Here is a 14,658-nt window from a genome sequence, read left to right as displayed (position 1 = left end):
CCTCAGTATAGTCCCTGATTTCAGAGCCAAGCCTCAGCCCAGGCGGCGACGCAGCTCGCGGGTGGCATCGACCATATTACGCAGCGCCGGCTCCACCTCATCCCAGGTACGGGTTTTAAGGCCACAGTCCGGGTTGACCCAAAGCTGCCGGAGCGGAATGCGCTTGGCCGCCCGTTCCATCAGCGCCACCATGGCCTCCACATCCGGTGTATTGGGCGAGTGAATATCGTACACACCCGGGCCAATTTCGGCCGGGTATTCAAAGTCTTCGAAGGCGCGCAGCAGTTCCATGGCCGAGCGGCTGGTTTCGATGGTGATCACATCGGCATCCATGGCGGCAATGGCAGCTATGGTGTCGTTAAACTCGCTGTAGCACATGTGAGTGTGGATTTGGGTATTATCCCGCACGCAGGCAGCGCTCAGCTTAAAGGAGTCCACTGCCCAGTCGAGATACGTCTGCCAGTCAACGCGGCGCAAGGGCAACCCTTCGCGGAACGCTGGCTCGTCAATCTGGATAATGGCAATGCCTGAGCGCTCCAGATCCGCCACTTCATCGCGAATCGCCAGTGCAATTTGCTTACAGATAGTCTCGCGGCTGATATCTTCCCTGGCAAACGACCAATGCAGAATGGTTACAGGCCCGGTCAGCATGCCTTTCACCGGCTTGTCGGTCAGACTCTGGGCGTACTCGGCCCAGTCGAGAGTCATCGGCCTAGGGCGAGATACATCGCCGTATATCAATGGCGGTTTTACGCAGCGGCTGCCGTAACTCTGCACCCAGCCGTTTTTGGTAAAGCCAACACCCTCGAGCTGCTCACCAAAGTACTCCACCATGTCGTTACGCTCAGCTTCGCCGTGCACCAACACATCTATGCCGAGTTTCAGCTGGCGGTCGATGGTATCGCGGCACACCTGCTTAAGCTGGTTATCGTACTCAAGGACGCTGATTTCACCTTTGCGCAAACGGCTTCTCAGGGCTCGAATGGCCGGGGTCTGCGGGAAAGAACCAATGGTAGTGGTTGGCAAAAGTGGCAGCTTAAGCCGCTGTTGCTGCTGTTGCTGACGGGCAGCAAACGCACTTTGACGCTCAAAATCGGCGCTGGTGAGTGCATCCAGCCTGGCGGCCACCGCGGCATCGGCGGCCTGGGCGCGCTCGGCGCGGCGCGCCGCACATTCGGCGGCAATCGCCGCAGCTTCAGGGCCACTGGGGACGGTCAGCAGGGTATCGAGACTTCTCAGCTCCAACAGCTTTTGCCTGGCAAAGGCGAGCTGACGCTTAAGTTCAGGCTTAAGGGTGGTTTCCACATCGAGATCAACCGGCGTGTGCAGCAGCGAGCAGGAAGTTGCCAACCACAGGCGATCGCCAAGATCTCTTGCAAGCGGGGCAATACGCTCGGCAATCACATCAAGATCGGCGGCCCACACGTTGCGGCCATTGATAAGCCCCAAACTCAGCACCTGCTGCTGTCCAAGCTTGGGCAAAAAGACCTCAAGCTGCTCCGGCGCAGACACCAGATCCAGGTGCAGCCCCGCCACCGGCAGCGCACCTATGATGTCAGCATGATGGGCCACTGAGCCGTAGTAGCTGGTCAAAAGCAGTTTAACCGACACACAGGTAAAAGCCTGGTACGCCGTGGCAAAGGCTGCCTGCCAGCTTTCATCCAGATCCAGCGCCAGCACAGGCTCTTCAATTTGTACCCAGCTCACGCCCTGAGCGGCAAAGCGCGCCAGCAGCTCAGCATAGGTAGCCAGCAGCTGAGGCAACAGGCTTAATTTATCAAACTCACTGCCGTAGGCTTTCGACAAATACAGGAAAGATACGGGGCCCAGAATGCAGGGCTTGGGGTCGTAGCCCAGCGCCTTGACCTCCTCAACTTCATCAAACAACTGAGTCCAGGCGATGGAAAAAGTTTGGTCGGCGTGAAGCTCGGGCACTATGTAGTGGTAATTGGTATTGAAATACTTGGTCATTTCCGCCGCTGCTGCGGCTTTGCCGCTTGGCGCACGGCCACGGGCAACCCTGAACAGGGTATCCAGATCCACCTTATCGCCATCGCGGTGGCGCAAAGGAATAGCATTTAAGGTCGCCGCCAGGGTCAGCACCTGATCGTAATAGGCAAAATCCCCCACCGGCAAACGTTCTACCCCAGCATCAGCCTGCCACTGCCAGTGGGTCTGCCGCAGAGCCTTGGCCTGTGCCAGTAGCTCGCTCTGGGACAACTCTCCACGCCAGTATTGCTCGAGGGCGAACTTCAGCTCACGGCGACGTCCTATCCGTGGGAAACCAAGACTATTTAATTGCATATTGTATACCTTATTGGTTTAATATGAACACAATTCAAAGAGAGACCCCTGTTAAACAAATTTTAATAGGCGTCTGGACGTCTAGAAGTTTATTGTGGTAGTCTTCTGGCAAGCAAACGAATTGCATTCACGGGCAACATGAACAAACTTCATGTGGAGTAGAGATGATAGAGCTAAGACACCTTCGCACCCTGATGGCACTGAAAGAGAGTGGCAGCCTCGCGGCCGCGGCCAAAAAACGCTTTGTCACCCAGTCTGCCTTGTCTCATCAGATTAAAGAGCTGGAAACCCGCATCAACTCGCCTGTGTTTGTGAGAAAAAGTAAACCCCTGTCCTTTACCCAGGAAGGTGCCAGATTGCTGAATCTGGCCGAAGAAATTCTGCCGCGGGTGATGGAAACCGAGTCTGTACTGAAAAAGGGGCTGGAGAGTGATGCCAACCTTATTCGGGTTGGGATTGAATGCCACAGCTGTTTTCGCTGGTTGATGCCTGTGATGGAAGCCTTCCGGGCAGAGTTTCCTGACTCAGATCTGGATCTCTCCAGTCGTCACCTGTTCGACTCCCTCAACGCGCTGGAATCTGGCGAGCTGGACATAGTGCTGACGTCCGATCCTGTGCCCGGCCACCAACTGGCTTATCAGCATCTGTTTGATTTTGAAGTGCGTCTGGCTGTTGCCAACGAACATCCGTTGGCCAACAAGCCACAGGTGCTGCCACGGGATCTGGAAGGACTGCCGATTATCAGCTATCCAGTACCACTGGAGCGCCTGGACTTGTTCAGGCTGTTTCTGGAGCCTGCTGGCGTTACCCCGGGGGTGCAGAAAACCTGCGACCTCACCTCGGTACTGCTGCAACGCATCGCCTGCCAGGATGGTATTGCCGCCCTGCCAAGCTGGTCAATCAGCGAAGCCCAGGGACTCAGCCTGACCAGCGTGCGCCTCGGCGCTGAGGGCTTAAAACGCCCCCTGTTTGGCGCCTACCGTCGTGGCAGTGCCAACTCAAGTCAGCTGCAACGTTATCTGGAACTGGTTGCCGCAGAAGGCATTGCCCGCCAGCCGCGATAACAGCCGATTTATAGAAAAGTACCCATAAAAAAAGCCTGCAAATGCAGGCGTTTTTTTAGCATTCTTACAGTGGATTCAGCAGCAACCCACGCATCGACAACACCCGTCGCAGCACCAGACCGGCTGAGTTGGGGTTTCGGGTCTGACGCAGGTTGTGAGCAATCATAAACTCTTCTTTAAGCTCCTCATCCAGCCCCAGTGAATCAAAGGCTTCCAGCGTCAGCGTCTGCTGTTGGGTATCTATGATTTGCTTGATGATACTGAGCGGGAACGACTCTTCCGACTCAGCATTGAGATAAGCAAAGGCGGTCAGCGCAATGATTTGGCCGAACACGCTGAACAGCGCCAGAGTTTGCACTTCATCCGGGTCTATATGGCTGCCGACATCTTTTAAGCTGTCGACCGCAGAAGCAGCAATGCTCTCGGTCAGGCGCCAGTAGCCCTGCACCAACTTTTTGTACGGCTGGGGCAGCTCATCGAGGCGCTCTTTGAGGTAAAAACTGAAGGCATAGCGGTAAATGTTGACCTGACCCAGGCGAATAAGCGCATCCTTAAGGCTGCGGTTTTTGCTGTTATTGGCTACACCACCAGCGTGAGCAGTGGTAGAGCGCCACAACAAATGCGCCGCCAACGCGGGATCGCTGGACACTATGTCCACCACATTACGCACATCACCGTCTGCGATGATGGCCTTTTTCAGCGGGATAAGGATCCCGCGACGACCAATGACCTGTTCTTCATTGGCAATGATCGCCCTGATTTGAGAAAAAACCTGATGCTCAAGCTCAGTCATGAAACTAACCTATTCTTGTCCGGGCAACGAAATAAGACCTGACCAACACCCGCCCTGGTTATTATTATCGGGGAATTTACCCATAAAATCCTGTTCTCGGTCAAGTTGATTTCCCGGGGTTTGCACTTTTTTAGCCACATGTCATCAAAAGGCACCACTTTGGCTCGCCAAACGGTAAATATCGTCGGCCAAAACCCGGTAACCAGCGTCATTTAAATGAACAGTGTCCGATTTCATGGCGCTGTCAGTCAGGAGCTTGGACAGGGTGTCTTCCAGCAGCGGCAATGAATACTCATCGGCAAGTTCAGCATAAAGGTCCGGTGGCGATAAAAACAATTGCCTGTCGGGTACGGCCACCAACAGCACCGGAATTTGCCTGCCCTGAGCTTCCCTAATCATAGCCGCCAAATTGGCTTTTAGGTCGACCTTGTCGAGGTTTCTGAGAATATCATTGCCACCTTCGAGTAAGATCACCATATCGGGATGGGATTCTTCCAGCACCTCGGCAAAACGGGTAAGCCCTTCGGCGGTGGTTTCACCGGAGATCCCGCCATTGATGACTTCACAGTCACACAGACGGGCCAAGTGCGCCGGATAATCGCCGTCATCCGGGGCACCAACACCCACGGTGAGACTGTCGCCAAAAGCCAGCAGCCGGGCATTCTCGCCCAAATAAGGCAAACGCGGACCGCCACAGGCGCTCAGCATCAATATGATGGCCAAACAATATCTCAGTCGCACAGCTGTCTCCCTTTCAGTACACCTGTTATCGCCGAAAAAAAAGCCGGACACAAGTCCGGCTTTTTGTTTTCAGGCGTTTATCAGTAGCGCACGCCCAAGGTCAGACTGATCTTGCGGCCTTCGCCGGGATAATAGCCATTGCCCCACTCGCTGTAATAGCCAGAAGCGGCGTATTGCTCATCGAACAGGTTATCCACCCGCAGGCTGGCATTGATGGCGTCGATGTTGAAGTTCAGTGCCGCATTGGCAAGCCAGAATGCATCCAACTGGTTGCCTGCGTTGGCATTGTCACCCTCAACAAAGCGGCTGCCGGTATAGCTGGCGTCCAGATACAGCTGCCAGTGCTCTGCAAGGTTCACACCTGCAAAGGCGCGGCCGCTGTGTCTGGCCACCCAGGACAGCGCCTTACCGTCATTGGGGCCTTTGGTAAATTCGGCATCTGTGTACTGGTAGTCCAGCCCCAGTTTAACGGCATCGCTGATTTGCCAGTCCCAATCCAACATTGCGCCATAACGGCGGGACTCATCGGCGTTGACGTTGGATCCCTGGAAGAAACCGCCGGTTGGCGTTTCGGCGCTGGGGTCGAATACGATTTCATCTTCCAGCGACAGGCGATACAGGCTCAGACGCAGCGCCTGGGCATTGCCCAGATAATCCCAGCCCGCTTCGTAGCTGCGGCCGGTTTGGGGTCTTAAGCTGCCCTGGGAGGTGTAGGCCTGCTCATCGACTTTGGCAAAGCGGAAGTTATCTTCTGCACGCAGATAAAAGCGGCTTGCATCGGAAGGGCGATAATTGACGCCAAGCTCCAGCGCGTGGGCATCGTTGTCAAGCTCGCCGCCATTGGGGAAGGTATTGCCATCACGAATGTCATCGGTCACTTCGGCGTAACGGCCACCCACCACATAGCTGAAATGCTCGGTCAACGGCACGCTGGCCTGCACAAAACCAGCCCACAGCTTTTGGGTGTTGCCCCGGCTCATGTAAGCAGATTCAAATTCCGACTCGCCGCGGGACAGGTCAAAGCCCGTGATAAGCTTCAGCTCTCCGGCACGGGTCTGATATTTGCCGATAGCCTTGGGCGAGAATGCCAGCAGTGAACGCTCAGTGGTGCCCTGACCACCCCAACTGATGTAGTTCACCTGGGTGTCGCTGTAATCCACATCGGCGCCCAGGGCCCAATGTTCGGTTAACTGATGCTGATAACCACTGCGGGCCGCTTTAGTGATTTCATGCTGATAATCAGTGGCATTGTATTCATTGGCCTGACGCGGATTGTCGTTTAGCTGTGCTTCATTCAGCGAGCCTGCCAGCTGTCTGTCGTTGTCGAAATACGAAGTTTCGGCAAAAAACTGATTGCTATCCCCCCGGTACTCGAGGCGACCCAGCAGGCTGCCGGTCTCGCTCTTGGCGTGATCGCGGTAGTTATCACTCTTATCGAAATGACCACCAAAGAAGGCATGCCAGCCAGCACCGATTTCGGTGGCAAAATCGGCCGAGGCATTGAGGCTGTTAAAACTGCCGCCACCTATACTGGCGCCGCCGCTCTGACCTTCCGGGCGCTTGGTGATGATATTAATCACACCGCCAACGGCCTGGTCGCCGTAGAGCACACCGGCACTGCCGGAGAGGATCTCAATTCGTTCAATCTGGCTGACAGAAACCGCCGACAAACTCGGGGCTGCGATATCGATGTTATTCAGACGACGGCCATCAACCAGAATCAAGGTGTTGTTGGCAGCCTGGCCAGCACCAAAGCCTCGCATGGCAAACACGGGGCCTACTCCGTTATCGCTCACCTGAATGCCACTTTGACCGCGCAGTACACCCGCAAGGTCGGTGGCACCGCTGAGAGCTATCTCTTCAGCGGTAATCACTGCCACATTGGCGGCAATATTCAACGGGGTGTCGAGCTGGCGACCGATCACCACCAGGTGTTCGTCGGCAAGGGTTTTGGCGTCAGCATCATCAAGAGTTGCCACGACGGCAGAGGATCCGGCAAAAGCTGCAGGAGCAAGCAAAGCGCCCACGGCCAGTGCGATAAAAGAAGGTTTGGTTCCCATTTTCCTTTTTCTCCTTCAAGGGAAACGGGGCAGGTTGTCGGCGGCCCAAAGGGAGCCACATGTGCGGATCTGCCCACCGAAATCCACAGCAAAACCTCTTTTGGGCCGGTCTCCGGACTCAGGCAAAACGCCATTACCGTTGCGGGGGCAGTGTCGGATTTGCACCGACTTCCCGATTCTCCCGCCAATGCGGGCACCCAAAGGGTTGACTTAAAAAATAACCGCCCGAACTCGGCGGGCGGCGCATTATAGACGTCTATACGTATAAATGTCTAATACCTTTGTATTGCCTTACTGGCGTTTCACTTCAGCCTGAGTGGCAACATAGAGGCAATAAATTCAGTATGGTTAGCGGGTGTCAGCGGAATATTCTGCGCGCCAAACACCTGGCCTCGCATGGATTTGTGCATCAGCAGCAATTGCCCCGGGCGCAGGAAAACCGTGTAGTAACCCACCTCACCTTCCGGCTCGCTGAAAAACGGCCGCTGATTTTCCATGGATTGGTGCTGATTGGGCATCCGGCTGCACCCCAAGATGCCATGAAAGCCCTGATGACCATCGAGCTGGGTTTCGCCCAACTTGTGGTAAGACGACTCACCTTCACAACTGCGCTGATACTGGCTTGCCAGGCTATCGAGGAACACTTCCGGCGACGGCGCTTCACCGGCCAGTTTAAAGCTTTGAATACAGATGAGGGCGCCCCATTGATTGAGGTTTTCGCTCGCAGGCACAAACTCGGAACTGACCATGTCTGCGCGGCTGTCCTGCGCCGCCTGTTTCCAGCCGTCCGGCAATTCAAATGAGAAAGGGGCACCAAACAGAGATAACTCCTGGGTTTGGGCCTGGACATTCGCTGCGGCAAACAGGGCGAACAGAGGGAGCAGATATCGGGTCATCGTCAGCTTCCGTGATAGTCGATGCCGTTTCATCCTGAAACGACTGAAAGACAAGGGGAGGCAATGCCTCCCCCGGATGTATCAGGCCAGCGCCTTAGGGTTGGCACCGTAATCGTTTTCGTCCTGGCTGTCCTGGCAGTAGAAAACTATCAGTACGATAGCGCCAATCAATGGGATAAACCCGATTAACTGCCACCAACCGCTGCGACCCGTGTCGTGCAGACGGCGGGCACCGATGGCCAGAGAAGGTAGCAACAAACCAAGCGAGAAAATTGCGGCGATAAATGTCGTGCCCAAAGCCATATCAATACCAATAGTCACAACATAAAAAATCAAGTAGAACAGGACGAACATCCAGTATTCTTTGCGACGGGCGCGACCTGTAAAATCAGCGTACTTTTTCAGTGCACCAATAAAGTATTCCATGGTTTCTCCTTAAAAACGGGCAATCTCGCCCCAAGTTACCGCATAAAATACGGCTTTATCCTTATGATTCATTCACCTGCTGTTGGCAGGTGGCGATACTTTAACATAGACAGCACATTTTCAAAGCATGAAAAGTCCGCCTAATGATTAAGGCGAACCAAGGTCGTACCAGCTTAGATAACAAATGTAAATAATTCCCATTTGCATAAAATCAATTGCTATTATCCTGCCGATAACTCAAAAAAGGATAAGCATATGCGACACTTCACTCTGGCTTTGCTGCTCGGCAGCAGCCCCCTGGCAGCACCGGCTTTTGCCTCCGACTGCGAACTCAGTATCAGCGCCAACGACGCCATGCAATTCAGTGCACAGGAGCTGACGGTTCCGGCCAGCTGCAAACAGGTCACTCTGACCCTGACCCACACTGGTACCCTGCCCAAAACAGCCATGGGCCATAACTGGGTGCTGACCAAAGCTGCCGATGTCCAGGCGGTCGCTACCGACGGCATGGCAGCTGGCCCCGACGCAGCTTACATCAAGGCCGATGATACCCGGGTGCTGGCGCACACGGCATTGGTGGGCGGCGGCGAGTCCACCTCTGTCAGTTTCAGCCTGGAAGGCCTGGCGCCCGCTGAGGCCTACCGCTTCTTCTGCTCTTTCCCCGGCCACTGGGCCATCATGCAGGGCAGCTTCGTCATCACGCCCTGAGAACGCCTTAACGACGCCAAAGGGGCCCTGAGAACGCCTTAACGACGCCAAAGGGGCCCAGCGCCCCTTTCTTTTGCTGCAAGCAATAGCAGGCCCGCAGCCCGACCACGTCATCAAACCCCGCTTCACGGCTGCTGTTTTGCCCGCGAAACGTATATAGTGAGCCTTTTGCCGCCGATGCAGGGAGAAGGCCAATGGCGAAACTCAGTGAAATCCATATCTATCCGGTCAAGTCCATGGCCGCGCAGAGGCTGTCTCAGGCGCGGGTCAGCAAAGAAGGGCTTGCCGGGGATCGCCGCTTTATGGTGGTGCGGCCAAATGGCGAGTTCATTACCGCCCGAACCCATCCATTACTGCAACAGATCCAGCCGCTTGGAACCGACGAAGCCATTCAGTCCGGTGAACTCTGGCTCAGGTTTACCGGTAAGCCGGATTTGCGTTTGCAAGCATCGGCCTTTCAACGCACCCAGGTACCAACCCGGGTCTGGAAAGACAGCTTCAATGGCCTGGCCACCCATCCACTTGCTGATGCCTGGGTGTCATCCATTTTAGGCGAAAGTGCACAGCTTTTATGGCTTGGCGAAACCTCCGACCGCTACCGCGAAAAGCTCGGCACCCGAGTCAGCTTTGCCGATGGCTATCCACTGCTGCTTATCAGTGATGCCTCGCTTGAAGATCTCAATTTGCGGGCCGACGCCATCAGCCAGATGAGCCAATTTCGCACCAATTTGGTGGTTTCAGACACCCGCGCCTTCGAAGAGGATACCTGGAAGCGTATTCGTATTGGTGAGGTCGAGTTCGATGTGGCCAAGCCCTGTGGCCGCTGCGTAATGACCACGGTGCAGCCCGGCACCGCCCGCTTCCATCCCCAGGGTGAACCACTCTCGACCCTGAGCAAGTTTCGCAAAAGTGCCAATGGCGATGTCAACTTTGGCCAGAATTTGATAGCCCTGAACGAAGGCACCATCCACGAAGACGATGTCATTGAGGTACTGGAAACCCAGGAGAGCGAACACTATCGCAATCTGGCTCCGGCAAAACGCGCGCTAATCCTCACCGAGAAACGCATCATTGCCCGTGATTTTTGTGCCTTCTCTTTCAAAGCCGCCGATGAAAAACCACTGCCGGGATTCCTGCCGGGCCAGCACCTGGTGTTTGCCGTGGACATCGATGGTGAGCGCCACATCCGCCGTTACAGCCTGACCCATTCCCCGGGGGACGGCCGGTATCATATCGCGGTAAAACGCACCGAAGGCGCGCATATTTCCAACTGGCTGCATGACGAACTGGCGATTGGGGGCACTCTGCTCTGCGGACGCCCCGAAGGACGTTTCAGCCCCAGGGCGGGCACAACACTGCTGCTTGTCAGCGCAGGCTCAGGTGTCACCCCCATGCTGGCCATGGCCCGCACCGCCCTGCTGAAGGCCACTCAGCAAGGCGGCGCAACAACTGATGCCAAGCCACTGTCTCATATCCATTTTATCCATCAATGCCGCAGCCAGGAGGACATCCCGGAAGCCGAGGCGTTAGGTGAACTTGCCGCCAGTGGCATGACGCTAGAGATTTGGCTGACCAAGGCCGATGACAGCTGGCAAGGGAATCGCGGTCGCTGGCTTGCTCACGAGTCAAACTGCATCGCCAGGCTTGAGCATCAACTCGCCACCACCGAAGCCTATATTTGCGGGCCCGTTGGCTTTATGCAACATGTGGAAGCCCAGTTGCAGGCAGTAGGAGTATCCCAGGCGCAAATCCACACCGAAAGCTTTGGCGGCCTGGCAGCTCCTGCTGCCAGAGAAGAGAAATCCGTCAGCATTCGCATCGCGGGCAAGGCGTTTCAAGGCAACAACCAAACCAGCCTGCTGGCTCAGGCCGAGTCGCAGGGCATCAGCATCCCCTGGTCTTGCCGCGCCGGGATCTGCGGTAGCTGTAAATGCAGGCTCGTCAGCGGCGAGGTGGTGCAGCACAAAGCCGAAGCCTTATCGGAAGCCGAGCAAAACGCGGGGCTGATCCTGGCCTGCTGCGCTGTGCCGCTGAACGATGTGGACATCAGCTTAAGTTAACTGCTGACACCAATTGAAAAAAGGCAGCCTCCGGGCTGCCTTTTTTGTACTGAATGACCTCAGGTACGAAGTTTGGCCAGTTCACTATCCTGGCGACCCACCAGTTTGGCCAGGCTCTCACTGCTTTCACGGGCGCGTTCGGCAAGCTGCATCAGCTCGGCTGCCGAGTCAGAAATGCCGGTGATGTTGCGGCTGACCTCTTCGGTGACCGAGCTTTGCTCTTCGGCTGCGGTGGCAATTTGGGTCACCTGATTGGAGATTTCATTAATCCGCTCCACCATGGATGACAGCGCTTCAAATGCCCGTTCGGTTTGCGCTGTTGCCTGCTCGGCCAGCTCCACCCCATTGTCGATAATGTTGGTGGCGCCGCTGACCTCTTGTTGCAGCGCATCAATTAAGCGACCAATGTCATCAGTTGAAGCCTGGGTTTTGGATGCCAGCGAACGAACCTCATCGGCAACCACCGCAAAGCCCCTGCCCTGCTCCCCGGCGCGGGCCGCTTCGATAGCCGCGTTAAGCGCCAGCAGGTTGGTTTGCGCCGCAATGGCACTGATCACTTCCAAAATCTTACTGATATTGGTGCTGCTGTCGGCCACCTTGCCCACGGCAATTTTCGCCTGCTGAGACTCATTGGCCATGGTGGAAACCAGTTTCACCGCTTCGGTGAGGCTATCCTGACTCTGCTTCACCTGCGATGCCATTGCCGACGACTCAGACGCAGTTTGCTCAGACGCCTTGGCCACCTCATGGGCGGTGTGGCTCATCTCGTTTACCGCAGTGACCACGCTTTCGATTTCGCTGTACTGACGGTTTACGCTTTGCTTGGTTTCGTCGGCAATACGTGCGGTGGCCTCACTCTCATGGCGCGATTCAGTGGCTACCGACTTAAGGTCACTGATAAGCCCGTGAAGCTTGCCGATAAAGGCGTTAAAGCCATCGCCAAGGGCAATCAGCTCAGCATGCTCCTCCACTTTCAGCGTCTGGGTCAGGTCCCCTTCGGCGCTGGCAAGCTGGCTTACCCGCTGTTGAATTTGCTGAATAGGCGCCACAATGCTGCGGATAAACAGGGCTATCAGCACCACAGCCACTGCCGCCACCGCAATACCCAGCAGCAACACGAAGCGGCCCATGCCCGATGCCATGGCCTCCATGCTGTCGTGCACCTTGTCGGCACTGGCAAAAGCAATCTCGCGGGGCACCTCAATGCTGAGCAGCCACTGACTGCCCGACAGTGGGATCTCAATGGGGTAACCCACTATCAGACTGGTGTCATTCAGTAAGTAACCACTTCCCTTGCCAAGCGCCAGGATCTGCTGTGACAGGCCACTGTCGATGGATTCAGCCAGTGGCCGCGCTTTTTTGTCATAGTGGCTCGCCGCCACAACCAGCCCTTTACCGGACAGCAAAGTCACCTTGGCCTTGCCCTGATAGAGGCTGGCCGAGAGCTCCTCAATCAGCTTTTGAAATACCGGCAGGTTCAAATCAACCCCAACCACGCCCTGGAAACGGCCGCCGCGCATTATCGGCACTGTGAGCGACGTCATCAGCATATTGTTGCCGGGTTCGATTTCGTATAAGTAGGGCTCCATCAGGCAGGGCTTGCCGCTGTCTTTGGCACACAGGTACCACTCGGCCTCGCGCAGACCGAATTCATTGAGAGTATCGACGTATTTTTCACTGGCATCATCCACTTGCTGCTGAGTGATGCTGCCATCGTCGTTGCGATAAAAATACACTTCGAGGGTGCCTACCTCGGCCACCGAGTGCATCAGTCCGGACGCGGTAAACTCGCTGTCGCGGCCATCAAAGCCGTTGGGCTCGAACTGGGAATACATGGACGATATCTGCTGGTTTTTTTGCAAAATGGCGCCCACTGCCGACTGCACTGCTTCGCGGCTCATCCCCTGATTCAGGGCACTGTCTTCCATCATCGCAGAAAACGAATAGGGAATACGGTAGGCCTCGTTGATAAATGCAGCCACCTTTTCGCCGTATCGACCGGCACTGGCAGTCAGCTTGGCACGAATTTCATCATTGAGGGCATCATCGACCTCACTGGCAAGCGCCTCGGTATCGGCAGACAATGTGGTCCAGAGGCTGACGGACATAATCGCCACTGTGGCCAGAAACAGTGCCGAGGTCATCCAAAGCAGCTTCTGACGCAAAGGAAGTCTTTTCATGGTTTTCCCCAAAAATCCAAAAAAGGCATGTCTGAGTATAGTCGGTATGAGCTTCCCTGCCCTGTAACACCTTGCGCAATAACATCATTTAATCCAACAAAAAAGCGGCCCCTGATGGGCCGCCTTTGTTGCTGAGATTATTTGCCGAGTACGGCCTCGAAACACTCAGCCATGATCTCAAGCCCGCGCTGGATTTGCTCATCCGGCGCCGTGATGGGCACCAAAATCCGCAGCACGTTACCGTAGGTACCGCATGACAGCAGGATAAGGCCGCGATTACGGGCCTCGGTGAGCACCTGCGGGCAATACTCAGGGGCAGGCTTGCCGTTTTCCATCAGCTCAATAGCTATCATGGAACCCAGACCACGCACCTCGGCGATTTGCGGATAACGGCTGGCCAGCTCACCAATGGCAGACTTGATGGTCTTGCCGATGGCGTTTGAGCGCTCCAGCAGTTTTTCTTCTTCAAACACTTCAATCACAGCCAGCGCTGCGGCGCAGGCCAGCGGACTACCACCGTAGGTGCCGCCAAGGCCGCCGGGGCCAATGGCATCCATCACCTCAGCGCGGCCGGTAATACCCGAGAGCGGGAAGCCACCGGCAATCGACTTGGCGAAGGTGGTGATGTCCGGCGCTACGCCCATTTGCTCCATGGCAAAGAAAGTGCCGGTACGGCCAGCGCCGGTTTGCACTTCATCGGCAATCAACATAATGCCTTCGCGGTCACAGAGCTCGCGCAGGCGCTTCATCAAGCTTGGGGTCGCAGCGTAGAAACCGCCCTCGCCCTGCACTGGCTCGAGGATAATGGCGGCAATATCGCTTGGCTCGGCGTCGTTCTTGAAAATACGCTCGATGGAGGCCATGGCGTCATCTTCGCTCACCCCGTGCAGCGCGCAGGGGAACTCGGCGCGAAACACGTTTGCCTGCATCAGCCCCATGCCCTTGCTGTAAGGCGCCACTTTACCGGTCAGCGCCAGCGCCGCCATGGTGCGGCCATGGTAGCCCGAGGTAAAGGCAATTACACCGGCACGCTTGGTGTAGGCGCGGGCTACCTTGATGGCGTTTTCCACCGCTTCAGAGCCACTGGTAAACAGCGCCGACTTCTTGGCAAAGTCGCCGGGCACCAACTGGTTCAGCTTTTCACACACGGCCACATAGCTTTCATAGCCCAGCACCATAAAACAAGTGTGAGAAAACTTCTCCAGCTGCTCGGCCACGGCGGCCTTCACTTTGGGATGCAAGTGGCCGGTGTTCAGCACCGCAATGCCGCCGGCAAAGTCGATGTACTCGCGGCCTTCCACGTCCCACACGGTGGCGTTTTCGGCGCGCTCGGTAAACACAGGGTGGATTTGGCCAACGCCACCGGCTACAGCAGCGCGGCGACGAACCATCAATGAATCATTGGTCAAGCTCATAGGGTACTCCT

At 55.9% G+C, this 14,658-nt stretch carries 11 protein-coding genes and 1 riboswitch; of the genes, 3 read left to right on the top strand and 8 right to left on the bottom strand.

Going from position 1 to position 14,658, the window contains the following annotated elements; translation table 11 throughout:
- Positions 1–33: 33 nt before the first annotated feature.
- A complete protein-coding gene (metE, locus tag MJ923_RS11740; protein ID WP_240591240.1) occupies positions 34–2,304 on the bottom strand; it encodes a 5-methyltetrahydropteroyltriglutamate--homocysteine S-methyltransferase in 2,271 nt (756 codons plus the stop codon).
- A 164-nt stretch (positions 2,305–2,468) separates the two neighbouring features.
- Between metE and MJ923_RS11735 the strand changes: the two genes are divergently transcribed.
- Positions 2,469–3,368: a LysR family transcriptional regulator gene (locus MJ923_RS11735; protein ID WP_240591239.1), complete on the top strand. Its 900-nt coding sequence runs from the start codon at positions 2,469–2,471 to the stop codon at positions 3,366–3,368.
- 64 nt (positions 3,369–3,432) lie between these two features.
- Here the strand turns inward: MJ923_RS11735 and MJ923_RS11730 are convergent, their stop codons facing one another.
- The 5 genes from MJ923_RS11730 to MJ923_RS11710 all read right to left on the bottom strand — a co-directional run bounded on the left by MJ923_RS11730 (position 3,433) and on the right by MJ923_RS11710 (position 8,284).
- Positions 3,433–4,161, bottom strand: coding sequence for an HDOD domain-containing protein (locus tag MJ923_RS11730; RefSeq protein ID WP_126167839.1), 729 nt, complete (start codon positions 4,159–4,161; stop codon positions 3,433–3,435).
- 144 nt (positions 4,162–4,305) lie between these two features.
- Positions 4,306–4,902, bottom strand: coding sequence for a GDSL-type esterase/lipase family protein (locus MJ923_RS11725; RefSeq protein ID WP_240591238.1), 597 nt, complete (start codon positions 4,900–4,902; stop codon positions 4,306–4,308).
- Between the two features lie 80 nt (positions 4,903–4,982).
- Positions 4,983–6,962 carry a TonB-dependent receptor gene (locus MJ923_RS11720; protein ID WP_240591237.1) on the bottom strand — a complete coding sequence of 660 codons (1,980 nt, stop codon included), beginning with the start codon at positions 6,960–6,962 and terminating at the stop codon, positions 4,983–4,985.
- A gap of 86 nt (positions 6,963–7,048) precedes the next feature.
- Positions 7,049–7,176: riboswitch (cobalamin riboswitch) on the bottom strand.
- 88 nt (positions 7,177–7,264) lie between these two features.
- Positions 7,265–7,858: a hypothetical protein gene (locus tag MJ923_RS11715; RefSeq protein WP_240591236.1), complete on the bottom strand. Its 594-nt coding sequence runs from the start codon at positions 7,856–7,858 to the stop codon at positions 7,265–7,267.
- Between the two features lie 81 nt (positions 7,859–7,939).
- Positions 7,940–8,284 carry a DUF805 domain-containing protein gene (locus tag MJ923_RS11710; protein ID WP_240591235.1) on the bottom strand — a complete coding sequence of 115 codons (345 nt, stop codon included), beginning with the start codon at positions 8,282–8,284 and terminating at the stop codon, positions 7,940–7,942.
- A 255-nt stretch (positions 8,285–8,539) separates the two neighbouring features.
- Between MJ923_RS11710 and azu the strand changes: the two genes are divergently transcribed.
- A complete protein-coding gene (azu, locus tag MJ923_RS11705) occupies positions 8,540–8,992 on the top strand; it encodes an azurin (protein ID WP_240591234.1) in 453 nt (150 codons plus the stop codon).
- A gap of 194 nt (positions 8,993–9,186) precedes the next feature.
- The gene (locus MJ923_RS11700; RefSeq protein WP_240591233.1) at positions 9,187–11,052 is read left to right on the top strand and encodes an MOSC N-terminal beta barrel domain-containing protein; all 1,866 of its coding nucleotides are present in this window, start codon (positions 9,187–9,189) and stop codon (positions 11,050–11,052) included.
- A gap of 59 nt (positions 11,053–11,111) precedes the next feature.
- Here MJ923_RS11700 and MJ923_RS11695 read toward each other — a convergent pair whose 3' ends face one another.
- Positions 11,112–13,232, bottom strand: coding sequence for a methyl-accepting chemotaxis protein (locus MJ923_RS11695; RefSeq protein ID WP_240591232.1), 2,121 nt, complete (start codon positions 13,230–13,232; stop codon positions 11,112–11,114).
- A gap of 137 nt (positions 13,233–13,369) precedes the next feature.
- Complete coding sequence (gabT, locus tag MJ923_RS11690) at positions 13,370–14,647, bottom strand: 4-aminobutyrate--2-oxoglutarate transaminase (protein WP_240591231.1); 1,278 nt, start codon at positions 14,645–14,647, stop codon at positions 13,370–13,372.
- Positions 14,648–14,658 lie beyond the last annotated feature (11 nt).

This window comes from Shewanella zhuhaiensis (assembly GCF_022484835.1).
GTDB classification, from domain to species: domain Bacteria; phylum Pseudomonadota; class Gammaproteobacteria; order Enterobacterales; family Shewanellaceae; genus Shewanella; species Shewanella khirikhana.
The sequence above is the reverse complement of the archived record's forward strand: the minus strand, read 5'-3'. Positions and strand labels throughout refer to the sequence as shown.